The organism is Desulfurococcus sp., from assembly GCF_038881575.1.
In the GTDB taxonomy this organism is placed as follows: Archaea; Thermoproteota; Thermoprotei_A; order Sulfolobales; family Desulfurococcaceae; genus Desulfurococcus.
Map to the genome: position 1 here is coordinate 63,249 of NZ_JAVZPN010000004.1, position 24,330 is coordinate 87,578.

At 44.8% G+C, this 24,330-nt stretch carries 23 protein-coding genes; 9 read left to right on the forward strand and 14 right to left on the reverse strand.

The annotated features are described in order from the left end of the window. The first annotated feature begins 11 nt into the window (after positions 1 to 11). The 4 genes from QXV08_RS05090 (at position 12) to QXV08_RS05105 (ending at position 3,527) form a co-directional block, all read left to right on the forward strand. On the forward strand, positions 12 to 449 hold the full coding sequence (locus QXV08_RS05090) for an Lrp/AsnC family transcriptional regulator (protein ID WP_342785115.1): 438 nt from the start codon (positions 12 to 14) through the stop codon (positions 447 to 449). A gap of 338 nt (positions 450 to 787) precedes the next feature. Then, on the forward strand, positions 788 to 2,140 hold the full coding sequence (locus tag QXV08_RS05095; RefSeq protein WP_342788200.1) for a DUF438 domain-containing protein: 1,353 nt from the start codon (positions 788 to 790) through the stop codon (positions 2,138 to 2,140). Then, positions 2,137 to 2,544: a hypothetical protein gene (locus QXV08_RS05100; RefSeq protein WP_342785111.1), complete on the forward strand. Its 408-nt coding sequence runs from the start codon at positions 2,137 to 2,139 to the stop codon at positions 2,542 to 2,544. Before QXV08_RS05095 ends, QXV08_RS05100 begins: the two co-directional genes overlap by 4 nt. 44 nt (positions 2,545 to 2,588) lie before the next feature. Then, on the forward strand, positions 2,589 to 3,527 hold the full coding sequence (locus tag QXV08_RS05105; protein ID WP_342785109.1) for a trypsin-like peptidase domain-containing protein: 939 nt from the start codon (positions 2,589 to 2,591) through the stop codon (positions 3,525 to 3,527). 105 nt (positions 3,528 to 3,632) lie between these two features. On the opposite strand, the gene QXV08_RS05110 is transcribed toward QXV08_RS05105, so the two are convergent. Continuing rightward, positions 3,633 to 4,523 carry a transporter gene (locus tag QXV08_RS05110; RefSeq protein ID WP_342785107.1) on the reverse strand — a complete coding sequence of 297 codons (891 nt, stop codon included), beginning with the start codon at positions 4,521 to 4,523 and terminating at the stop codon, positions 3,633 to 3,635. 58 nt (positions 4,524 to 4,581) lie between these two features. Continuing rightward, the gene (locus QXV08_RS05115; RefSeq protein WP_342785105.1) at positions 4,582 to 5,322 is read right to left on the reverse strand and encodes a PA14 domain-containing protein; all 741 of its coding nucleotides are present in this window, start codon (positions 5,320 to 5,322) and stop codon (positions 4,582 to 4,584) included. A gap of 109 nt (positions 5,323 to 5,431) precedes the next feature. Between QXV08_RS05115 and QXV08_RS05120 the strand changes: the two genes are divergently transcribed. The 3 genes from QXV08_RS05120 to QXV08_RS05130 all read left to right on the forward strand — a co-directional run bounded on the left by QXV08_RS05120 (position 5,432) and on the right by QXV08_RS05130 (position 8,954). Further along, on the forward strand, positions 5,432 to 6,220 hold the full coding sequence (locus QXV08_RS05120; protein WP_342785103.1) for a phosphohydrolase: 789 nt from the start codon (positions 5,432 to 5,434) through the stop codon (positions 6,218 to 6,220). 112 nt (positions 6,221 to 6,332) lie between these two features. Further along, a complete protein-coding gene (locus QXV08_RS05125) occupies positions 6,333 to 7,583 on the forward strand; it encodes an asparagine synthetase A (protein ID WP_342785101.1) in 1,251 nt (416 codons plus the stop codon). 105 nt (positions 7,584 to 7,688) lie between these two features. Then, positions 7,689 to 8,954 (forward strand): SufS family cysteine desulfurase, encoded by a 1,266-nt coding sequence (locus QXV08_RS05130; RefSeq protein WP_342785099.1) that lies wholly within the window; start codon positions 7,689 to 7,691, stop codon positions 8,952 to 8,954. Positions 8,955 to 9,023: 69 nt separating this feature from the next. Here QXV08_RS05130 and QXV08_RS05135 read toward each other — a convergent pair whose 3' ends face one another. Together QXV08_RS05135 and QXV08_RS05140 are read right to left on the reverse strand one after the other, a co-directional pair. After that, positions 9,024 to 9,191: a hypothetical protein gene (locus QXV08_RS05135; protein WP_014767131.1), complete on the reverse strand. Its 168-nt coding sequence runs from the start codon at positions 9,189 to 9,191 to the stop codon at positions 9,024 to 9,026. 290 nt (positions 9,192 to 9,481) lie between these two features. After that, positions 9,482 to 10,882, reverse strand: coding sequence for an amidohydrolase (locus QXV08_RS05140; protein WP_342785094.1), 1,401 nt, complete (start codon positions 10,880 to 10,882; stop codon positions 9,482 to 9,484). 148 nt (positions 10,883 to 11,030) lie between these two features. Here QXV08_RS05140 and ade point away from each other — a divergent pair, with 148 nt between their 5' ends. Continuing rightward, complete coding sequence (ade, locus tag QXV08_RS05145; protein ID WP_342785371.1) at positions 11,031 to 12,791, forward strand: adenine deaminase; 1,761 nt, start codon at positions 11,031 to 11,033, stop codon at positions 12,789 to 12,791. 72 nt (positions 12,792 to 12,863) lie between these two features. Here the strand turns inward: ade and QXV08_RS05150 are convergent, their stop codons facing one another. From QXV08_RS05150 to QXV08_RS05195, 10 genes are all read right to left on the reverse strand, one after another. Then, complete coding sequence (locus tag QXV08_RS05150; RefSeq protein WP_342785091.1) at positions 12,864 to 13,439, reverse strand: hypothetical protein; 576 nt, start codon at positions 13,437 to 13,439, stop codon at positions 12,864 to 12,866. After that, entirely contained in the window at positions 13,423 to 14,088 is a 666-nt protein-coding gene (locus QXV08_RS05155) for an ABC transporter ATP-binding protein (protein ID WP_404990981.1), read from the reverse strand. The genes QXV08_RS05150 and QXV08_RS05155 overlap by 17 nt, the downstream gene beginning before the upstream one ends. Positions 14,089 to 14,141: 53 nt before the next feature. Continuing rightward, positions 14,142 to 14,627, reverse strand: coding sequence for a QueT transporter family protein (locus QXV08_RS05160; RefSeq protein ID WP_342785087.1), 486 nt, complete (start codon positions 14,625 to 14,627; stop codon positions 14,142 to 14,144). Between the two features lie 269 nt (positions 14,628 to 14,896). Continuing rightward, entirely contained in the window at positions 14,897 to 15,829 is a 933-nt protein-coding gene (locus QXV08_RS05165) for a radical SAM protein (protein ID WP_342785085.1), read from the reverse strand. Between the two features lie 17 nt (positions 15,830 to 15,846). Beyond that, positions 15,847 to 17,409, reverse strand: a complete 1,563-nt coding sequence (locus QXV08_RS05170) for a phenylalanine--tRNA ligase subunit alpha (RefSeq protein WP_342791481.1) — start codon at positions 17,407 to 17,409, stop codon at positions 15,847 to 15,849. Between the two features lie 366 nt (positions 17,410 to 17,775). Next, entirely contained in the window at positions 17,776 to 18,552 is a 777-nt protein-coding gene (locus tag QXV08_RS05175; protein WP_342785081.1) for an ABC transporter ATP-binding protein, read from the reverse strand. Next, positions 18,539 to 19,504: an ABC transporter ATP-binding protein gene (locus tag QXV08_RS05180; protein WP_342785079.1), complete on the reverse strand. Its 966-nt coding sequence runs from the start codon at positions 19,502 to 19,504 to the stop codon at positions 18,539 to 18,541. The genes QXV08_RS05175 and QXV08_RS05180 overlap by 14 nt, the downstream gene beginning before the upstream one ends. Then, positions 19,495 to 20,391: an ABC transporter permease gene (locus QXV08_RS05185; RefSeq protein ID WP_342785077.1), complete on the reverse strand. Its 897-nt coding sequence runs from the start codon at positions 20,389 to 20,391 to the stop codon at positions 19,495 to 19,497. The genes QXV08_RS05180 and QXV08_RS05185 overlap by 10 nt, the downstream gene beginning before the upstream one ends. Further along, positions 20,388 to 21,416, reverse strand: a complete 1,029-nt coding sequence (locus tag QXV08_RS05190) for an ABC transporter permease (protein ID WP_342785075.1) — start codon at positions 21,414 to 21,416, stop codon at positions 20,388 to 20,390. The genes QXV08_RS05185 and QXV08_RS05190 overlap by 4 nt, the downstream gene beginning before the upstream one ends. Position 21,417: 1 nt before the next feature. Further along, on the reverse strand, positions 21,418 to 23,037 hold the full coding sequence (locus QXV08_RS05195; RefSeq protein WP_342785073.1) for an ABC transporter substrate-binding protein: 1,620 nt from the start codon (positions 23,035 to 23,037) through the stop codon (positions 21,418 to 21,420). A 129-nt stretch (positions 23,038 to 23,166) separates the two neighbouring features. Between QXV08_RS05195 and QXV08_RS05200 the strand changes: the two genes are divergently transcribed. Beyond that, a complete protein-coding gene (locus QXV08_RS05200) occupies positions 23,167 to 24,231 on the forward strand; it encodes an ornithine carbamoyltransferase (protein ID WP_342785071.1) in 1,065 nt (354 codons plus the stop codon). The last annotated feature ends 99 nt before the right edge of the window (positions 24,232 to 24,330 follow it).

The following is a 24,330-nucleotide window of genomic DNA, read 5'->3' on the forward strand; positions in this document are numbered from 1 at the left end:
GGTGATTAGACTTGCTTGACGAGATTGACATGTTTATAATAAAGGAGTTAATGGAGAACGCTAGAAAACCCTTTAGAGAAATCGCGATGAAGCTGAAGCTAAGTGATGTAGCAGTGATTAAAAGGGTTAGAAAACTGGAGGAAAGAGGTGTGATAAGGAAGTATGCGTTAATAGTTAACCCGGCTAGCCTGGGATACAATAAGATCAGCTTCACCGGTATAAATGTCAAACCAGATAAATTATTCGAGGTAGCATCGAAACTAAGGGAGAAGGAATATGTTAAATACATCGCGTTGACATCGGGGGATCACGAGCTACTCGCAGTAATATGGGCAAGGGATAGTGATGAATTAAAGAAAATACATGAGGAGATAAAGAATATGGATGGCGTTATAAATATCTATCCAGCAATACTCACCGACATAATCAAAGCCGACGCATACATTTAAATTCACCACAGTTGCCTTACCTACATTCCATTTGTCGAATCCCGGCCAGAACCATACCTACTTTATGGGATACCTCGTTTGGATAATATTCAACTAAGCCCGACCTAACTCCCCGCCTTGAAGTGTGAGCAAAGAAATGTAGCCCTAAATCTCCTGTGCCAACAGGAACCCCCACACTATCACTCCAGAACTACACCTGTAATGTAGCGATAAAGGTATCTCCGACCTCATTGATGCCTCCGCAGCGAGGAACACCGGCCCATAGTTCCAAGCCGCTGTGTTATCAATGATTATTTGACCCGGGTCAAATTTATAAGGGGATATTACTCAATATACACATGGTGAACAAGATGACATCAAAACCGAGTATAAGCAATGAGAAAAAAGAGATAGTGAAAAACCTGATAAAGCAACTCCATCAAGGAGTCGATGTAAAGGAGTTAAAGGAGAAATACAGGTATGAGCTCTCCCAGGTTTCACCAGTTGAAATACCTTTTATAGAGCAGGAACTCCTCAAGGAGGGCTTCAGAGTGGACGATATATTAAAGCTATGCGATCTCCACGTTGAGTTATTCAGAGAGGTATTAGCTAGTAGGGAGTTGAAGGATGTCCCGAGAGGCCATCCACTGGATCTATTAATCCAGGAAAACCAGGAGATACTGAAGTGGAGTGAGGCATTAGGATTATACGCATCCCTCCTTGAATCAGCCAGGGATGAGAAGGAGGTTACAGGTATTCTAGGCAGTGTAAAAACATTGCTGAATGAACTCAGAAAGATACGGATACACTACAGGAAGAACCAGATGCTGATATTCCCATATCTAGAGAAACGGGGGATAATAGCTGTTCCACGCGTTCTATGGGGGAGAGAAGACCAGGTCATCGTGAAGATAAGAGACTTATCGAAGAAGCTCCAGGGCCTGGAGAGTGGAGGAATACCCGCAGAAGAAGTGTCTAAGATAGCCAGCGAGCTACGTAGCCTCTCAGCAGAGATAGGTGAACTAGTATTTCGTGAAAACAAGATACTCTATCCATCGGTATGGGTGCTACTAAGTGAGGGGGAGTGGGCGGGTATAGCTGAAATAGCAGACAATATTGGTTACATAGTTAGGAAAGAAGGAGAGTGGAGACCACTGGCGAAGCCGATACTACCATATGAATTAAGCGAGGAGCACCTCAAAGTAAGCAAGGAGAAGCTTGAAAAACTACCACAGGAATTCAGGCAAGTGGTTGAAGCGGGAAGCGTGAAAATAGATACATACGTGGCTAGACGTGAGGGAGACCTGGATCTCGAGACCGGGTTCCTGACACCCGAGGAGATAAAGGCTATATTCAGGACGCTACCGCTTGAGATAACCTATGCAGACATCAATGACAGAGTTAGATTCTTCACTGAAAGCGAGCTTGCAGGGGGATTCGCTAGAGCCAAGACCATCATTGGTAGAAGACTAGAGTACTGTCATCCACCAAGGCTGGAAGGCTATGTCAAAACCAATGTAGAGGCCCTGAAACAAGGTAAATTTAAATACAGAGAGTTCTGGACGAGGCTCGGTGATAGAATAATAAGAGTTATTATTGCACCCGTCAAGGATCCCAGTGGAAAGCAGCTGGGCACGATAGAAATAGTTGAGGATATGACTGAGATAGTTAATAACCCCGAGGAGATAAAGAAGAGGATTGTGGTATTGTGAAAAGCGTTTTTGAAATAGTCTATAGACATATTGAGCCCTCGATCAAGAGGGGCATTACTATTAAGCTATATGAAAAGGGGATTCCAAGAGTAAAGATAGCTGAAATCCTGTCTGTATCCCCATCACTAATAACACGATATATTAAAGGTGAAAAGGGAACCGGCTTCAATCCTTTAGAGGACCCCAGGATCAATGAACTAATAGATAACATAGTAGGCAAAATATTGAGCAATGGACTCAGCGGTTACGAGGTAGAGAGGGAAATACACTTAGCCATAGCTACTTTACTGGCAGAGAAGCGGTTTTGCCACATCCATAAGAACGTAGAACCCTTAATCAACTCCCTCAAATGCAATATATGTCCAGAATTATTCACGCCGAGACATAGGCTTAATAAAGATTAAAGTATTTTAATTATTTCACCCTGATTTTACACTAGTGATTTACAATGGATCCCTCCGAGTTATCCATGAAGCTAACTAGAATGGTTGAGGAGATAGAGTCGTCAGTGGTAACCATAGCTACTCAAATATCTTATCCAATCCCGTTCTTCTTCAGCCAGGAGCAGGCTAGAAGCTATGGATCAGGCTTCATTGTTTCAGAGGGCCTAGTAGTAACCAATGCACATGTGGTTAGAAATGCATCAGTCATTAAGATAATGTTTAGTGATGGATTCATCAGTGAGGCTGAGATAGTAGCCATAGATCCAAGCAGGGACCTAGCCCTCCTAAGGACTGAGAGACATGGTGTGCCAATAAAACTAGGAGACTCTAACATGGTTAAGCCCGGCGAAATAGTATTAGCCATAGGATCTCCACTAGGATTACCAGGTCCCAGCGTCACACTAGGAGTAATAAGCGCAGTGGGAAGAACGCTCTCAAGTGGTGAAGTAATACTAGAGGACCTCATTCAGACAGATGCCGCAATAAACCCAGGCAATAGCGGGGGGCCGCTCGTGAACTTGAATGGAGAGGCTATTGGGGTAGCAACGGCGATAATACCTTACGCACAGGGAATCGGATTCGCCATACCGGTGAACACGGTGAAGCGCTTCATAGAGATCATTAGAAAATATGGTAGGCCGCTGAGAGCATGGATAGGGGTCTACGTAGCACCATTAAACCCGACCACTTCCTCAATATATAGGCTACCAGTAAAGGAGGGGTTGTTAGTTGTAAGGGTTGTGCCGGGTATGCCAGCTTATAGAAAGGGCATTAAGGAGGGAGATGTAATAGTGTCAGCTAATGGAAAACCTATGAGGAAAACCAGTGAGTTAAAGGAGGCTATAGAGGAGAGCATAGATACGGGTGTTATTCAGCTGGAGATAATTAGGGGAGGCAAGTTATTCAAGATAGATGTCCCAATAGTTGTTGAGGAACTCGAGTAAGCTGTGTTATTGTCGTGAAGTGGATTAAAGGAGGTAGGATCAGGCTGTCAATATCCATGGCAGATGGCATATCCCGGAGTCAGAGTACTACCGCTTAGTGATCGCCTAAATCATTAGGTTGATGAAGGGGAGGCATAGAACCACTATTGATGTCAGAATAAATGTAGTGGATGCAACTAATTCAGGCACCCATCCATACTTGCTTGCAATCAGTGTATTTAACACGGCGGGAGGCATCATTGAGACTATGATGGCCTGTGCAACAATACTCCAATCCACACTAGGTATAAGCAGTACTATACATGTGACTAGTGGTGCAACCATGAACCTATATATAGAGGTGAGCGCTATGAACTTGATGTTTCCCCGCAGTACATCCACTCTTAGCGGTAGCCTAGCTCCCAGGATCATTGTAGCTGTATAGCTTAACGCGTAGGGTGCCCACCACAATGTGTTAACGATGGCCTCGGCTAATTCCTTGGGGAACAGGTAGTGTCCAGTCAACCCTATGATAAAGCCTAGTAGTGCCGGCATTTCGATGAGCCTTATCAGCGAGGCTTTACCCAGCGCGATAATATCCGGTACCACGACATTAAGGACGAGTGTTACAAGCCCGTATATTGATGCGACATGTATGGATCCGAATAATGCAAGTGAAACCGGGAAACCAAGGAAGACTGCGTTGGGAAATATGGATGTGATAAGTAATGCACTATAATAGTCTTTACTCCAGTGTCCAGCGATAAGTCTCAGGGATGCCATGGAGATAACTAGAAATATTATGAATGAAGCCATCAACCATAAATCATTCGCCATGACACCCCTCTCTGTATAGGTCTTTATGAATGCTAGGGGTATTAGTAGATAGTAGATGAAATCAACAAGCTTTTTCAATATTCTCTCGAAGAGCTCGTCTAATCCCAGGATCCGCTTGAAAAACACCTGTACAAGAACACCTATACCTATTAACAACATTAACACGGAAACCTCATTCAAGCCTGAGACCCCCTGGTAGATCCCTGGTGCATGCTATTTTCAATGTGAATTATCAATATTAATGTTGGCCTCCAAGGTATTCAATGATATATTCGTCGCCACCGAAGAACACCAGCGGCTCGGAGAACCTGGCGAACACCTTCCCTTCTCTATTATATATGCTTACGTAGGCTTCAAGCGGTTGCTCCTTCCACGGTACTTCCATCATGCATATATTCATTAAGGAGACACATGTCTTCTCTGATGATGTATCCCTTAATGGCAGCATCTTCACCACATAGCCGTCGGGTAACCCAGTGATGAATACGTGCTCACCGATCGAGAAATAGTATCTATCATCTGGGATTACCTCTACTCTACCCCCTGGTTTCACCCATCCAAGCCTTATCTCGCTATGTCTAGCCCTGCTATAGTAGAGCAGTACTATCCTTTTGAAACCCTTATTCAACCTTATCTCGGGACTACTATATATCTGGGACCCCTGGCTGGACCATGCATCAATAAGTATTTCGTCGCCAAGGGAGAATAGAACACCGTTACCTGAAACCACGTAAAACCTGTATACTCCGGGCTCATCTATCTTAATAAAGCCTTTGAATTCAGCAATGTACTTTTCTGAGGTGATTTTCTCATGCGGTTTCTCAAACCACGTAAAATCTATGCGGGGACTGATAATCTCAGCTAAAGGGTGTAGACCGTTAAGCTCCTTGGGTGGATTACCACTATCCCAGGCGTAAAACCGTGTCTTAACACCGCTGAGTAAGCCTGGCTTAATCAGCTTTATTGTAACCAGTGGCACAGGGTACACCTTTAGAAGCATGCCATGCCAATATCTATGTTATGTATTGAATAATTAATATTAGGGTTTATTTAGTATTTACATGGAAACACCTGTAAAGGGATAAGTGATGGTTTTAGTTAACCCGAAACTCATCGAATCCATATTATCTGGGAATCCCTTCCTTAAACAGGCATACACGCTATTAGTAAATGATCCAGAGGTTCAGGCGTTATGGAGCATGGCTAATGTTATGGCTGTAAACCGCTTAAAATATAATGACCATGGATCAGTGCATGCACATATAGCCGCCGGTGCATCACTCTATATATACCAGTTACTTCTCTCCAAAGGAGTCCAGCCCTCCCTATTAAAGGATGGGGTTGTGGAGAATATTGAATATACATGGCTTATACCATTAATAGGATCACTGCTTCATGATATAGGTAATAGCATCCACAGGGACATGCATGAAAGGATAGGGGCCCTACTGGCTATACCAATTATCGAGAGGGTTCTTGAGAAGTTGATCACGGATCAATTAACCAGAACTAAGTTGAGGCAGGAGATAGCACATGCAATATATTGTACAAGCTATGACGTAGAGTGCCTCACCTATGAGGCCGGATGCGTTAAAGTAGGTGACGGCGTCGATATGGCTGAAGGGAGGGCGAGGGTACCCTATAGGCTTGGAGGTATCTCCATACATAGTGTTTCAGCGCTTAGCATAAAATCCGTTGAAATACTCCCCTCCGAGAGATTCTCTGTAAGAATAAACGTGAACATGACGGAGCGAGCTGGGATATTCCAGGTGGATGAAATACTTGTACCAAAGATATCGTCAACACCCTTGAAGAACCATGTGGAGGTCTACGCTTTAATGGGGGGATCCGTGGTTAAATCATATACACCGTCTTGATCAATAATGAAGATATATATGTCTTAGTCTAAAGATTTAAAAACCATCCAGAGGATACTATGTGGTTGACAGGTGAAAGGGATGTTATTTAACACGTAGTCTAAAAATCCCTGTGCATAAACTATTCCTAGGTGAAGAAATAGCCATATATGCAAGGATAAAACCCCTCGACTCCTCGAGAATCCTTGTAAGAGATGCCACGGGCGAGAAAGAGATAAGAATCCTGGGTGAGAAGGCTAGGGATATTACTTCACTACCATGTGAGTCAACAGTATTAATAACCGGGGTGCTAACTGAGCAGGGGTTGAAGGTAAACGATTTCAAGGTTCTCCATAAACCATTAGAGCCCGCGAAAATATGCGTGGATAACGTGCCCTTAGACCTGGCTGAGTATGTGAGAAACTACCCTATATATATTAGACACCCTGAAATACTACGGGTTGTTAAGACATATTCTATAGTATTGAGGACTATGAGACGTATACTTGATGAGCGTGGTTTCATGGAATTACCGGCCCCAATAATAGGTCATGTAAGCGATCCAGGTCTGCGTGGAGCGGGAAAAGCCGTTGTTGAAATATATGGTGAGACATATGAGGTGCAAAGCAGCGTCATCATGTATAAGCAACTATATGCCTCGCTACTCGAGAAGATATATTACGCAGCCAGGAATCTCAGAATAGAGCCACCTGAAAACATGTATACTGGGAGACACCTAGTTGAATTCACTCAACTAGATGTCGAAGCCTCTATAACCACAGCCAGCGATATGATGAGGCTGGCTGAGGAAACACTATATAAAACAGTGAGATATATACTCAACCATCACAGCGAACTCCTAACGTACAACCAGGTAGATTTCCTAGAGAAGACTATTACAAAACCACCCTACCCTAGGATAGACTACGACTCGGCACTAGAGTTGTTGGAGAGGAAAGGGTATAGACTTGAACACGGTAAGGAAATAAGCTTCGAGGCTGAGGCAGCACTAGGAGATATATATGGGACCCCAGTGTGGCTACACGGCTTCCCCACGGTGAGCAGGGGCTTTTATTATATGCCGGATCCCGAGAAACCAGGATACAATATAGACTACAACCTGATTCTACCGGGCCATGCAGGCGAGGTACTGGATGGCGGGTGCAGGGAGTATAGATACGAGAAACTAGTTGAAAGAATAAAGTATCATGGAGAACCGCTTGAGAAATACAGGTGGTTCCTCGAGCTGGCTAAAGCAGGGGCAATACAACCCTCATGTGGATGGGGTATGGGTGTCGAGAGACTGGTAAAATACATCCATGGACTCCGACACATAGCATACGCGTCCCCTCATCCAAGGATCCCGGGAATCATAGGTCCCTAACTGGTTGAATCATTGTTTTTATAAGTGAAAGCCTCATCCTTTAGAACGAGGGAGAAGGTCAGCTATATTTAGGGCTATTGCTATGTCATTTAATAGGTGTCATGGATGATTGACCCGGAGGAAATACGTAGGGATTTCCCCATCCTTAACAGAGAGGTCAACGGTAAGAAGCTGGTCTACTTCGACAACGCAGCGACGACTCAGAAGCCTATCCAGGTGATCAACGCTATCAGAGACTTCTACATGCAGCACAACGCTAATGTACACCGTGGATTCCACACCCTGAGCCAGGAGGCTAGCCAGATGTATGAGGAAGCACATGAGAAGGTAGCCAAGTTCATTAACGCCTACTCATGGAGAGAGATTATTTTCTGTAGTAATACCACCGAGGCATTGAACATAGTTGCCTATGGATGGGGGCTATGGAATCTCAGGGAGGGCGATGAAATAATATTGACAGTTATGGATCACCATAGCAGTATGCTTCCATGGAGACTGATAGCGAAGCTCAGGAATGCCAAGGTGAAATATATCGATATAACTAATGATGGATACTTAAAGTATGAACTACTAGAGGAGTTTATCACCGAGAAAACACGTGTAGTAGCCTTCCCTATAGCAAGCAATGTCCTGGGCACGATAAATGATTCACGAAGGATAGCTAGGTTAGCCCATAGTGTTGGAGCAATAGTTGTTGCCGACGGAGCTCAAAGCGTCCCACATCTCCCGACAAATATAAGGGAGCTTGAAATAGACTTCCTCGCCTTTAGCGGGCATAAAATGCTCGGTCCCACCGGGATAGGTGTCCTATGGGGTAGACAAGAGCTCCTTGAATCCATGCATCCATTTAAAGTTGGTGGAGATACAATCAAGGATGTCACATTAGATGATGTAGTATGGCATGACCTACCATGGAGATTTGAAGCAGGCACACCTAATATAGCAGGGGGCATCGGATTAGGTGCTGCAGTAGACTACCTGTTGAAAATAGGTATGGAGAATATACGTGAACACGAGAAAACATTGGTTGAATACACATTGAAGAGGTTTAACGAGATCGAGGATGTAGAATATTATGGTCCACGCAATCCACACGATAAGACTGGTGTAATAGCATTCAATATAAAGGGGTTAAACCACCACACGGTTGGCTCGGCACTCGACTTATTCGGTATAGCTGTGAGAACTGGGATGCATTGTGCGCACCCATTGCACTATAGGCTTGGATTAAAGGGTACTGTGAGGGCGAGCTACTACATATATAATACATTAGAGGAAGTAGACTACTTTATCGATGCCCTGGAGAAAATAGTTTCTCTAAGAGAGTCGCTTAAATCAAAACCACCCACAGAAGTCTGCACTGGCACATAGCTAAAAGAATTAGGGTACGAGGTAGCGATAATTAAAAAATAATTTATTCCTTAGAGTATTTCTTTAAGCCTACTTTGCTGGACCAAGGATTCTGGCGAACTTCTTGCCGGAATAGGGGCTAACAGCGAAGGCTATCTTTATCTTGCCCCTCTTGGTCTCCTTCACTACAACCTCGTACTGGTCTGTCTCGAAGTACTTCTTCGCCTTTAGATCGAAGAACTTTAGCTTCTCGGGCATTCCTTTTCCCTCCATTCTTTCGTTTACTTTATTTAGTATGTTGCCATATTTAAACTTTATGTTTTGTAAAAACAGTTCCCACTGAACACGTTTATGTTTGATATAAAATATGATTAATAACTATTACTCAATCACTGTTTCCAATCAATATGAATGTATAAAGATTATGATAAAAATGTACTGGTTTTAAGCTATTGTTTCAATTAAAGATATTGTGTTATGGTTTATGAATCAGTGATTAAGCTTGTCCATTAAGAGTGTACAGGACCTTTTTGTTTGTATATTGAAGACTAAACCAGCGGCCATACTACATCAGGCTCCCTACATATCCCGGCACGACTATATAGATTCCAAGCCGCCTTCTCCGCTTCCTCTATTATCTCCTCCTCGTTTAGCGTGAGTGTTTTCCTATTAAACATCACTAATCTCCCATCTATAATGCTGTGTTTTACATCATGTCCTGAGGCAGCATAGACAATGTGCGAGACAGGGTTGTTCAATGGATGTAAATGCGGGTTCCAGTAGTCAATCACTATTATATCCGCCCTCTTACCGATCTCTATGCTCCCAGTAATATTATCGATCATTAATGCCCGTGCACCATTTATAGTAGCCATCTCAAGGACCTGCTCAGCCCTTATCGCGTCAGCCCTCAGCGTTCTAAGGGGTTGGAGCAGTGCAGCATGCTTCATCTCCCTTACCAAGTCATATGTGTTATTGCTTGGACCACCATCAGTCCCCAAGGCTACGTTAACCCCATTAGACAACATATCCGAGACCCTGGCTGCCCCACTAGCCAGCTTCATATTGCTTGAGGGATTATGGCTGACAGAGGTGCCGGTTTCACCGAGAAGCCTTACCTCCTCATCGCTAACCCATACTACGTGTACCAGGACAACATTCGGCCCCGTTAATCCCAGCCAGTGAGCGAATTCAACTGGTTTTTTACCAAATGTCTTAACAGTGTATTCAACGTCATCCCTTACTTCTGCGAGGTGCATTGTTATGCCTGTCTTCAACTCCTTGGCTTTCTCAGAGATTTTTCTATAGAGTTCAAGGCTTACGGCTCCAGGGGTTCTTGGCCCAAACCATATCCATATCCTATTATCCCATCCATGATATTTGCTATGTAATCTCAGCGTGTCATTGAAACTAGTGTCCCCTGGCTCAACTAGCCCCTCGTGTAGGATGTTTTCCTCTAATGCATAGCCTTTCAAATCCATTACGTGTCTAGCAATAGCAGCCCTTATCCCTGAGCCGTGTAGGAATTCCACTATATTATCCACACCATAGCGCCCCACCAACCCTGTCTCAAGGAAAGCCGTTGTCCCTGATTTAATCATTTCAAGGGTTACTAGTTTAGCTGACGCCAATGCCTCCTCAGGCCTATAGTTACCTTGAAGCGGCCAAACTCTATCCTTCAACCAGGGGATTAGAGGTAGGTAGTCAGCGCATGCCCTCAGCAGGCCTTGGGCTAGGTGTACATGCGTGTTGATTAGCCCTGGCATCACTATGTCTCTCTCAGCATTGATTACTATATCTGAGTAATAACGGTAATCCTTGTCAAGCACCTCCCTCTTACCTACAGCTCTGACTTCCCCATCCTCTACTACTACAGCACCGTCGCGAATTATCCTTCTCGAGGAATCCATGGTTATTATCCAACCGCCTCTAATATATATGTCCGCCAAATAGTCCACCCACATAATTGGTTTATTTCGTAAAAGTTAATAACCCTGCATAGTGAGAAATACATCAAAAAGGGTTAAAGGTGGTTGATTGCCATCCTACCTAGCGAGCTTCAACCCTGATGAAAGAGCCGAGCTAATAAATACGGCGATGGGGCGTACGCCAGCAGACATTGTGGTAACCAATATAAACCTTGTATCCTCAACCACGGGTGAGATACTGGAGGATGCAAGCATAATAATTAAGGGGCGCAGAATAGCTAGGATCGGGGAGATCCCTGATGTCTCGAGATATATATCGTCGAGGACCATCGTAATAGATGGAAGGAAAAGGTATGCTGTGCCAGGCTTCATAGACCTCCACATACATATCGAATCAACCCTGCTGGATCCAATAGGTTTCTCCAAGATTGCTTTAAAGCATGGTACAACAACTGTGGTTGCCGATCCACATGAAATAGCCAACGTCCTAGGGTTGAAGGGGCTAGAGATATTCACCAAAGTATCCAGGGAGCTACCGCTGAAAATACTCTATGAGGTGCCAAGCTGTGTACCGGCCACAGATCCATCCTATATGCTTGAGACGCCCGGTAATATCGTGTCCTCTAGAGAAGTCGAGGAAGCATTAAGCATGGATGGCATCATTGGCTTAGGAGAAGTCATGGACTTCATAAGTGTTGTAAACGCCAACAGGGAAGTATTATCTAAGATACGGGCTGCCAGCGAGAGGGGGATGATTATCGATGGACACGCACCGCTCCTCAGTGATGAAAAACTAGATGCTTACATCGCGGCTGGAATATTGAGTGACCATGAATCAACCGGTAGCGGGGAGGCCTTAGAGAAGCTTAGACGTGGAATGTATATATTCATCAGGGAGGGGAGTGCATGGAGGGATCTAAAGGCTCTCCTTCCATTGATAAGGAATAGAGAGTGTATGCTATGCAGCTTCGTAAGCGATGACGTAAATGTCTTCGACTTATTCACGAAGGGTCATATGGATAGAATAATCAACCTAGCAATAGAGTATGGTGTCGACCCCGTTAAAGCGATCCAATACGCCACGATAAATCCAGCGTTAAGGCTGCATCTAGAGGATCAGATAGGCTCGATAACTCCTGGGAGACTGGGTGACATAGTGATCACGGAGAGAATAGACTATATAAAACCTGTGACAACCATAGCGAATGGCTCTATAATATACTATGAGGGCGAGTTAAAGAAGGTAATAGAGAGAGCACAATACCCCGAGGAAGCATTAAACACCGTGAAAATAGGGGTGGATCCCTCCTCACTACGCATCCCCCCACGCGCAGAGGTAAAAGAAGGGAGCGTGTTGGCCAACGTAATAGAGGTTGCACCAGGCTCAGCCCTCACCAAGTGGAGGATACTGGACGTAGAGGTTTCCGAGCACAATGTACTCCCAGATCCAAGTAGAGATATAATGTATATAACAGTGATAGACAGGCATAAAGCCACCGGGTCTCATAGCAGTGGGCTAATCAAGGGACTAGGCTTTAAGGCAGGGGCAATAGCGCAGACAATAGCACATGACACGCATAATTTAATTGTAGCAGGCTGGAACAAGGAGGACATGAGGATTGCCGTAGAGAGGGTTATAAGGCTCCAGGGTGGAATAGTCGTTGTTGACGATGGTAAAATAGTATCTGAAATAGAGTTGAAGCTTGCTGGATTAATGAGTATAAAGGAACCAGATGAGGTATTCAGGGAATACCTTGACATGGTTAACACTTTGAGAACACGCTTCCAACTGGATTTCGAGTCTTTCTTTATGACTCTAGCGCTTGTATCTCTGCCAGTAATCCCGGATTTACGTATAACTGATAAAGGCTTAGTTGATGTCGTGAAAGGACGGCTAGTACCCCTCGTCGTAGAGGTCTCCAGAAGATAATTTTAACCCGGGGATATATCTTTTTACCTTATTCATCCTTTTATTTACATAATCCATCTTAGGCGGGACATGCTATTCTATTCCACGAGCTCTTAAAGCCTCTTCTACTTCCTGCAACCTAATTATCGTTAATTTTATTGCATCTATTATTACAACATAGTATTTAAATGGGTTGAAGCCGGGCTCCCATCCACGTGCTATCTTAGAGTCAACCATTTGTCTCAGCTCCTCGAATATGTTGAGGGTCAACGAGTACGCCATATCAAGCCTTATCTTCGATAGCAACCTAAGTAGATCCTCGCGCTTGCTTGTTGAGAAGATAAGTAGTATGGAGAGGATTAGGGAGAACCCATATATATAGAGGTTCAAGTGATGCATGGAGAGGTTGCCTACTAGGTATGTTAATAATGCAATAGCCGAGATAGGGGGTATGTACATTAAGAGAGCGGAGTAAACTAGTTTCAAAGCTCTTATACTAGCATAGAAGACCACGTATACAACGGTGAGTAATAAGGTGATATAGGGATTATCTAGGACTATGATGGCCAGGTTAACAATGAGGAGGGTTAACTTTAATAAGATGAGCCACTTCCTACTGAGCCATGTATCCCTATCCTGCAACATCACTGATTCATATAGTAGTGCCACATGAAATCCTCCTCGGAATTATACCTGCCCCAAGTAATAGGTCATCGGTTAAATCCCTCCAGTCTCCCTTGATCAGTCGTCTCCTACCCCTATCTATTAATAGAAAAGTACTTGGCTCTAATGGATCAAGTAGTGAAACAATATGTGTTGTCACAACGATTACCTTACCGTTTTTAACTCCATACCTTATTAGCTCCGCGAGGATAAGATAGCCGTTGTAATCTAGATCCGAGAAGGGTTCATCAAGCAACCATACCGGTTGATCTATTGAGAGAACGCTTGCAAGCGCAACCCTCCTAGCCTCTCCCCCGCTTAGTGTAAACGGGTTTCTATCCATTAACTCCATATCCACTAGCCTGTAGAGTATCTCACCATTTACCCGTGCCCCAGTCATCCTCGTGATGAACGATATCTCCCTTTCAACAGTAGCCTCTATGAAGCCGTGGAAAGGGTTCTGCCACACATATCCCACGAGCCTTACTGCTTCCCGCCTATGCATATCATGTATATTTACACCATTTACCTCTACACTACCCTTTAAAGGCTTTATTATCCCAGCTATCGTCTTCAACAGCGTCGACTTACCACTTCCATTAGCACCGATTAATACGTGGAGCCCGGGGCCCAGAGTGAATTCTGCATCCTCTATTAATGGTTTACCCGGCGAATAACCTATTGATAAATCTACCCCTCTTACCCTGTTCACTTAAAAAACACCTTGAGAGACCTATATACTAACCCACCTATGACACCTATAATGACTAGCTCACTTATGAAAATATAGAGCATAGTTAGCTCTGGGAGCCCATATATCGCTGTTAACTCGTATCCCACTATCACGGCAATAGCTAGAGAGGCGAGTACCGAGGATACAGCAAGCTTTACATAAGTGTTCAACCTGGTTCTCCCAACTAGGTAAATAATAGTTGAAGCTGCTAGATTAGCCAGTGGTCCAAAGACCCAGTCCCATGGTATGAAGGGGCTCGCTAAATTCCCAAGCAGCCCACCTATGGTTAAGCCAACAACGGCATCCAAACCCATGTTAGCTATCAACGGTAATATTATCATTGCATCGCTCACCCTAAACTGTAGTTCACCATACGATATGTATCCAAGCATCAAGGTTACAGCAGTATAGACGGCCGCTATAATTAACGACCTCACGATGAACACAGGGCTAATCCTCATGGAATCACCATACCGGTTTTTCTAAGGATTATTTCTAAATAACCGCCACTTTTTAAATCATGGTTCTACCCCTAGTGCAACTAAGGATAAGGATCTCCCTTGGCTTCACAGCTCGCAAATAACCTAGATTAATTTAGTAAATTCTCGAGCCATTAGCTGACGGCTCCCCGCCCTTCAGGACGGGGGTTCTGGCTCCTCTAGGGCAACCATCATTGCTCCGGTGCCCCTCACGGAGCCTGCATCATTGCATAGGTGAGGAACTAATAATCCTACGGTATACCCCTATAGAACAATGTGTTCTCCCAGACCCTTGTAACAGCTTTTTGCTCATCAACAATATTCTTCACTGCTATAAGCCCGTTTTCACCATAAACCTGTAATATATCCCTAGTTGACAATGGAAGCCTGAGTATGTGATTATATATTACTTCTAAGAGCCCACTAATCTTAATGCTCCCCAATGGTGGTAGATTCATGTTACATGTCGACACGTCGAAGCCATCCTCCTCTAGATGCCTCACGATATCATTTAATACCCGCCGAGATACGGGTTTGAGTTCCTCGTTGAACGAGGGTCTCGAGAGGGTTTTGACACGTATCCTGTTAACACCGGTTTTCTTAATACAAGAGGATAGTTCTTGAAGCAACAGGGGATCCGGATATATCTCACTATTCCTCCTATATGCAAGCACCTCTATAACGAGTCTATCTTTCTCGGGAAATGATTGCAACACGTTAATTAGTCCTCCGAAACCATGAAGAGGATGTTCACCGATGCACCATGGAAAGGCCACTCCAACCTCATCTATTAATTCAGCCGTATTCATCTTCACCGTCCTGTGGAGTGTCAGCCCGCTGGAGTGTAATATTAGCGATCCATCTACGCCACGACTACGCATATACTCCCTTAGAACCATTAATAATTCACCGAGGTTCTCAACTAGGAATGGATCGCCGAATCCCCATATCCTGACGCGTTTAACCTCCGCGAGCACGTCGCCATGCTTCTCCAGTATTGATTTAAAGTGTTCAATGTTGACTCTTACACTATAACCTTTCCCAACGACTTCTCTAATTGGTAAAGGACAGTACGGGCAGTTCAAGGCACACTTGCCCGGGGGGAGAAGGGGATCTATGTTCACTATGTAGCCATAGCATTTACTCGGGTGTATACCGTAGAAGAATGATGTGAAAAACCTCATGAACACTAAACCCTTACCTAGTATGGGTACTCTACAACCCTTACCTCTCTACCGGTTGTTCTCGACTTAAAGAATGGCAATCCATTATACTTAATGTTCTCCAACACGTCGAGATCCCTGGTGAATAATAGCCTGATATCGTTTAAGTCCAGCACAGTCATAGCCAGCCTGTCTACACCTATACCCCATGCAATAGCCCTAACACCCGGTGCTCCAAGAATATTCATGACCTCAGGTCGGAAAACACCCCCGGGAAACACCTCAACCCATCCAAGCCTCGGGTGTTTAATATACCCCTCAACACTTGGCTCAGTAAAGGGGAAGTAGCCTGGTTTAAACCAGACCTCCTTTATCCCTAAGGCTGCTGCAAGCTCCTTGAAGAAATACAGGAGGTGCTTGAAGTTAACATCCCTGCCCACGATCACTCCATCCAACTGATGGAACTCCATACTGTGCTTAGCGTCAAGGTTCTCGGGCCTGAAGTTCCTATCTATCGTGAAAACCCTGTACTCACCCTCTCCCCTCTCATATATAGCTCTAGCAGAAACAGCCGTCGTCTGGCTTCTTAAGACTAGTCTTAGAGATCTCTCAGGGCTCCACTTATACCTCCATCCTTCTTCATGTATTCTGCCAGCCTTCTCGAGGAGCCAAGCAGGTATCTTAGCCCGTAGATCAGTCTTCAGGAAGAATGTATCATGTATCTCCCTAGCCGGGTGATCCTGTGCTTGAAATAGGACATCGAAATTCCAGAACTCAGCCTCTACATGGGGTCCTTTAACCTCTTCGAAACCCATCGATATTAGGATATCCCTTAGATCATCTATAAACTCCATAAAGGGATGCTTCCTAGCCAAGGGTATGGCGGGAGGTTCTATTGAGAGATCGAATTCCTTTATAATGTATTGATCTAGTGTAGGGGTTAGAGCTGGTTTTACTATGGTTAATACCTCTTTTTCCCTCACCAATCCATTCCCATAGAGGTCTAAGAGCTCCGGCATCGGTGATACAGTGATACTCGTCCTATCCCTCAACTCTATTAGATGCCTCCTCCTAAGTAACTCTATGTCGGGGGGTGTCTCGCCCTTATCCCTGATTAACTCGAGGCTCTCCCTAATTTTCTCAGCACTTTTCATTAATTCAATACACTTTTCTTCCTCCCCCTTGACGATCAAGCCATTCAAGACTACCAGGCACTTCGACTTCAAATGATACTGTAACCCTATCTTTACTATTTCCTCTGGTATACCTGCATGTTCTCTAATGCACTGAATGAACTCGTTGAGCGGTTTATTAACACACTTATCGAACACCCTGTATACCTGTTCCTCTGGCATCCCCTTCTCCAGGTAGAAGTATGCCTCACTTGTTAAAACAGGTATTTTCACTGCCTGCTTAAGGATTCTAATTAACTTCCTCCCCTCTAGTTCAGCGAGATCCCTCATTAAATCTTCTGGCCTGCCTTCAATTAATTGGGCAAGAGTATTAATATCTATGGCCTTCTTCTCCACTAGTATGGATACTATCCTATACTGCCTAGATGGTAGAAACACCGGTCTACTCAAGCAGTCTTCACCACCCATGGTGAACGTTTAATACACTCACCCTTAAGGTGCCGGTGGGTTCGGGTCTCTTCGTCATTATTTAATTACCACTAAATATTTTTAATTGCTTTGCTTCACCTCCTCATTCCTGGTTCCCTGCTCCCTCCGGCTTCCCAAAGTACCCCTGCATACACCTATTGCTACCTTGTTACAACTGAAAGCATTGCTCTTTATGGCGGGATGGCAGAATGTTTATGGGCTTTCATGCTTGCATTATAGCTGGATGATGATCATTGAGGCCGAGCATTGAGGTAAAAGCCCCACTTGAGATAGGGCAAGCTATGGAGAATAAGAGTGTTTTCATACTAGCTTTACAACCGAAAGCCTCGCCCTTTAGAGCCAAACCTAGTAGCTCGAGACAAGTAGTCTTGTATACTCGTTTCTCGGGTTCTTGATTATAGAATCTATGTCGCCCTCCTCAATTATTTCACCCCTATATAATACCACTGCTTTATCGGCCAGGTACTGTGCAACACCGAGGTCATGGGTAACAGTGAGGACAGCGAGTTCGAGCTTCCTATGTATTTCATTTATCAAGTTCACTATCTGGGCCTGCATTGATACATCCAGCGCTGAGGTTGGCTCATCCAGGATGAGTACTTCGGGATCGTGTATTATAGCCCTGGCTATAAGCACACGTTGCCTCATTCCACCGCTCAACTCCATTGGATACATGTTAAGAACATTCTCAGGTAAGTTCACAAGTCTTAAGATGTCTTTAACCCGGGAACCCCGTTCACTTATGCCAAGTGCTTCTAGGGGTTCTTCCAGTATTGTTCCAACCTTTACACTTGGATTCAATGCTTTATAGGGATCTTGTGGAACATATCCTATCTGCCTTAATACTTTCACTCGTTCCCTCCATTTTAGACGATATATATCTTTCCCTATGACAAATACTCTCCCGTTGAAGGGCTTAAGTAGCCCTAGAATAACCCTTAGCAGGGTGGTTTTCCCCGAGCCACTTTCACCTATGATTACAACTCTCTCCCCATCCTTTATCCTTAGATTAATGTTTCTCAACACCACTCTCTTCTCTCGTGCCAAGCTCTTAATGCCTTGTTTAGCAACAACATATCCAGCTGTGACATCCTCTAGCCTAATGATATCATCCGGCCCCATGATTCATGTACCTCCAGCATGAGACCTTCCTCTCCATTATATATAGCTCGGGAGGATGTATACCGCATTTCTCGAATGCAACAGGGCATCTCTCACGAAACACACACCCCGATATCTCGCCCCCGACTTGGGGTGGTTCACCTGGAATACTCTTCAACGGCTTCTTCAACCCCAGGATTGGAACCGCGTCTACAAGCATTTGAGTATATGGGTGGAGAGGCTCGGTTAGAAGCAGGCCCCCTCTTCCCTCCTCAACTATTTTACCAGCATACATTACCGCTATGGTGTCGCATATCCGTCCAGCTGAGACGAGATCATGTGTTATCAGTATTAGGGATAACCCCACAGTATCCCTCAGCCTCCTCATTAACCTAATCAATTGCAACCTGAGGTGAGCATCCAGTGAGGAGGTTGGCTCATCAGCGATGATTATCCGCGCCCCCGTAGCCAACGCTATACTTATCGCAGCCCTCTGTTGCATGCCTCCACTGAGCTCATGGGGGTAGTAATCGAGTACTTTATCGGGATCCAGTTCAACCATTGCAAGGTATCTTCTAGCTGTCTCAACAGACTTCCTCTTATCATAGCCGTATACACTACTCAACACGTGGTAGAACTGTTCCTCTATGGTCTCATAAGGGTTCAAGCTTGTCCCAGGATTCTGCGGTATATATGAGACAATCCTGCCTCGTATCCCGGTGTAATCCATTTTCTCGTTGTCAATTACCTTTTTATCATATATATAGAGCTCGCCCCTCGTCACAGCATGGGAAGGCAATATCCCAGCAATGGCACTACCGATCGTTGATTTACCGCAGCCACTTTCCCCGACAAGGCAGTATATCTCACCTTCACTTACCTGGAAGCTAACGCCTCTAACAGCCCAGTAAACCTTTTCCTCCTCATCCATATAACCTATCTTCAAGTCCACGGCTTTAACGGCTAGAACCATAGCCTCCACCTCCTCCTCATCTTTGGATCCAGCTCTTCTCTTAGGCTATCACCTATTAAGCTGAACCCGAGGGCGGTGATCAATAGAAAGATGCCGGGGAACATGGTTATCCATGGCGCAATAGTAATAACTGGGAGGCCTTCAAGCATTATAACCCCCCACTCGGGCGAGTTTAAGGGAACGCCCAGCCCTATGAAGTTTATGGAGGTAGCCTCTAAGAGGACGCTCCCCATATCTGTCACAGCCTGCACTAGGACGGGTGGAATCGTGTTCCTTAACACATGCCTGTAAATTATCTTTAAACTGCTCAGCCCACTTAGCCTCGCTAATACCACGTAATCCATTTCAACAATGCTTCTAGCATATATATATGCGATCCTAGCATACCACGACCACCATGTTGTAATCAACCCGAGTATGACCACATATAAGCCGGGCCCTATTGCTAGTCTCAAAGCCAGGGCTATTATTATTGCTGGTATACTTACAAATAATTCGATAAGGTAGTTCAATACGTGTTCCACGATGCCTTTAAAGTACGCTGCCGAAACCCCTATAATTATACCTATAGAGAGACTCGTGAGAACAACACTCAATATCTCGATCAATGCTGATCCGGCGCCAAAGAGCACTCTAGAAAATAAGTCTCTCCCCCTCGTATCGGTTCCAAATATATTGACTGGATTGGGCGGAAGCCTGGCCCTCGCTACAGCGTTCTCCGGTACATAGCCTAAGCCCTCCTCTGGGAACGGAGCCATTATCGGTGAGAGCAGGGCTAGAATGGTGACCACTGACACTATTGCTAAACCTATTTTAAACCTCGTCTTCCTAAACTGTTTCTTGACAAGGTATGCTGCACCCCTAATATTTGCCTCGATACTGTTCATAGCCTCACCCTTGGATCTATGAGTGCCTGAATTATATCGGTTAATGTGTTAACCACGAGGTAGAAGACGGCTACTACGGTGATTAAGCCTATTGCTAGCCTGAAATCAGAGTAGTTGAGGGCATCGTATAATAGATTCCCAAGCCCCTCCCTACCGAACACCGTGTATTCCACAACCATAGCATCAATGAGGCTGTAGGCGAATGAAAGCCCGGTTATCTGTATTATGCCTGGGACAGACGCCTTTAATGCATATCTCCATATGATTATATCCCTTCTAACCCCCCATGCGACAGACGTCCTTACGAAGTCCTCTAGGAGCGCCTCAGCCATAAGAGTCCTCGTTAACCTGATTAATACTCCAAGCGGGTATACAGCTACAGCGAGAGCTGGAGGCAGTAGCCGTAGTAGGACGTCAATGAAAACAAGTAGATTGCCCTGGATAAGGCTGTCGAGCAAGTAGAACCCGGTTATAGAGTGAAACCCTGTTGATAAAGCTAGCCTCGTATTAATCCTACCATATAATGAGATCCCTGACATCGAAAACACTAGGAAGAGCCCTGTTGCAACCCAGAAAGTAGGCGTGTTCGCTAAGATCGTGCCGACAGCCTGTATCAAGGAGTCACTCCTACTACCCCTTCTCAGCGCTGAGTAGATGCCTAGGAAAACTCCTAGAGGTACAGCTATAACATACGCGATTACAAGTAGCTCCAGTGTTGATTGAAGCCTTGAGTAGATGAGTGGTAGCACTGGTTGCTTATAGGCGATGCTATCCCCTATATTACCGTTGAAAACGTTGTATATGAATCTAGCGATCTGCAGGTATAGTGGATCATTGAGTCCAAGCTCCTCCCTGGCTTTCTCAATAGCCATTGAGGCATTCGGTCCCCTTGGGTTTCCAGCCCATTTAACGGCTGGATCCCCCGGTGAGAAGATGAGGATCAAGTATGAAAAAACAATTATCCCGAGAACTATTAGGATGCACCAAAAAACCCTTTTCACAACATAGTTGATGCTCACGGGCAATTTACGCTTTCACCTTCACATACTGGAAAAACACGACATACATGTAGAGCGGGTTCATGGCTTCCTCTGGTATCTCCAGTTTCCCACTATAGATAAATGGTTTCAGCTCATCCCATAGATTTACAGCGATTGCTTCATTATATAGTTTGAGCTGTGCCTCCCTGTAAAGGTTGATCGCATCCGTGTAATTACTTCCCTCGCGCTCGAATGCAGTGTCAACCAGGTTATCGAACTCTGGATCCTCGTATCCAGCGAAGTTCCACTCCTTTGACTCACTATGGAACATTGTGTATAGGTAGTCGTATGGGGATGGTATGGTGGGCCACCAGTCAGCTATAATTATATGCGGTGTCGACTCCGGGTGCTCCCAAACACCCTTGGCGATATCCTTTAACTGGGACCAGGGCTGTGGATTAAGCACTAGGTTTACACCTATCTCTCTAAGCCTCGACTGCAGATATTCAGCAAAGATCTTTAATTCCTCATAGTCCACCTGGTAAAGTATCTCAATGGTTACAGGGGTAGTGACCCCGGATTGATTGAGGTGTCTCAATGCTTCCTCTACGTTATAATCGTATACTAGGTTATCTATATGCCCTGGGAAACCATGAGGTATTATACCGCTTCCCTTGAGAGCATACCCTTTCATGGCTAGTTGCACGGCTTCATCCAGGTTGATCATGTAGAGCACTGCCTTCCTGAACTCTGTTATATTTGTTGGATACCTCTTTATATTGAAGAACATTATGTAATTGTGATACGTGGTTAAATTGAATACCTTGAACCCCCTGTTTACAAGGTCCCCTATGTTGTCACGGGGCACACTTGAAGCGATATCTATTTCACCGGCAATAAGTCCATTATACTGGGATTGGGGCTCTGTAAGTATCTTTATAATTATTTCATCTGGCGCATCAGGGTTGTTAACTATGCTCCACCCCCACCATTCATCGAACTTCTTTAACCTGACCTCGGCGTCGGGACGATAGGATACAATCATATATGGTCCTGAGCCACCATCATTGCCATTATTGAACCACCTCTCAAGGGCTTCATCCATGTAGGAGGATGCTGAGCTCTTTTCAAGGACGCTTGGAGAGAATATGTAGGCTGCATAGCTTGCAGCCGCGATCATATCTAGTCTCTGTGGATAGCTAAGCTTGAATTTAACCGTGTACTCATCGAGCACCTGGACTTCCTCAACTGCGTCCCATATATATCCTAGACCCCTCCCTGTCTCCCTATATATATCCCGGGCTCTTTCAACACTTATCTTTACAGCCGTGGCATTAAATGGTGTTCCATCATGGAATTTTACACCCTGTCTCAGGTGGAAAACCCATTCAGTACCATCCTCATTACTGCTCCAGTTCACTGCGAGAGCCGGCTTGAACTCGTTTTTAAGGGGATTATAGTAGAGCAATGGCTCGTATACTGAGCCTAGGATAACCAAGCCCGTGTCATCCTCTATGCTTGGATCTATACCTGTTATCTTATCGTTGTACGCATATACAACAATCCTCCTAGGTATAGATTCCCTTGGTGGTAGCACCATGTATAATAAGGCGACTGCCACGATAATAGCTAGGACTGCTATAACTAAGACTAGTCTCCCACGCACTTCACACACCTTCTTAAAACCTATATCAGCCAGGGCATTTTAAACAAAATCCTGTGGACACCCTGATTACATTAAAAATTTATTACCTTGGCTATGGTGAAAGTAATTATTATAAGGTGAGTCCAACTAATGCCGGCCCTAAGACACTTGGTAAGAGAGTTAAGCGGTAGAGATCTAATATCAACCCTTGACTGGAGCGATGAGGAATTAGAGATAACGCTTAGACTAGCTAAGGAGTTTAAAGAGATAGCACATTACTATGGTGTGGAGGCATTACCAAAGATCCTGGAGAGAAAGGTATTCTACATGTTATTCTTCGCGCCATCAACGAGGACGAGGGCAGCCTTCGAGTCAGCCATGGTATTCCTAGGGGGACATGCAGCATTCATTGATGCAACAACGACACGCATGGCCTTCGGGAAACAGGAGAAAGCCGGTGAAGCCGTTAAAGACGTCGCAGCTATGTACGATGTCTATGGACATGGATTAGGGATTAGAATCCTGGATAAAGCCATAGATTACCTATATGGAGTCGGCAACGCGTATATAAGGGAGATGGCTGGCGCGGCAAATATACCAGTAATAAACATGGCTGATGACAAGTTCCATCCAACACAGGGGTTAGCCGACATATTCACCTTCAGGGAGAGATTCGGAAACGTGGAAGGCAAAAAGTATGTCATAATGTGGGCATACAGCCCTGAGATAAGAGGATGGTGCAGCGTCCAGGAGGACATGATACTGTTCCCACGCTTCGGAGTAGATGTAGTAGTGGCTAGACCACCAGGCTTCGACCTAGACCCAGAGCTGGTTGAAAAAGCTAAGCAACTGGCAAGAGAACATGGTAGCACAATAGAGTTCACCGATAACCTTGAGGAGGCTGTCAGAGGTGCACATGCAGTGTTCCCGAGGAACTGGGCTTCCCCACAACTAGTCAAGCTCGGATACAGTAAGTTCAAGGATGAGGAATTAAAGATATATGAGAAGTATAAGAACTGGAAGGTGACACGCAGCCTAATGGACTTAATGGATAAGCATGGTGTATTAATGCACGTTCTCCCAATATTCAGGGGATATGAGGCAGATGACGAGGTAATAGATGACCCAAGGAAATCAGTCATATATGAACAAGCAGAGAACGGTTTATGGACGAAGATGGCTGTATTAGCATTAACGATGTACGGTGTTAAATAGCTCTGGTTATAGTTTTAGTTAAAGCCTCTCTTTTTCCTATCCCTCCTTACTCTTCTAAAATACCCTATTTCATGTATTCGTCGAGATCTACTTCCCTAC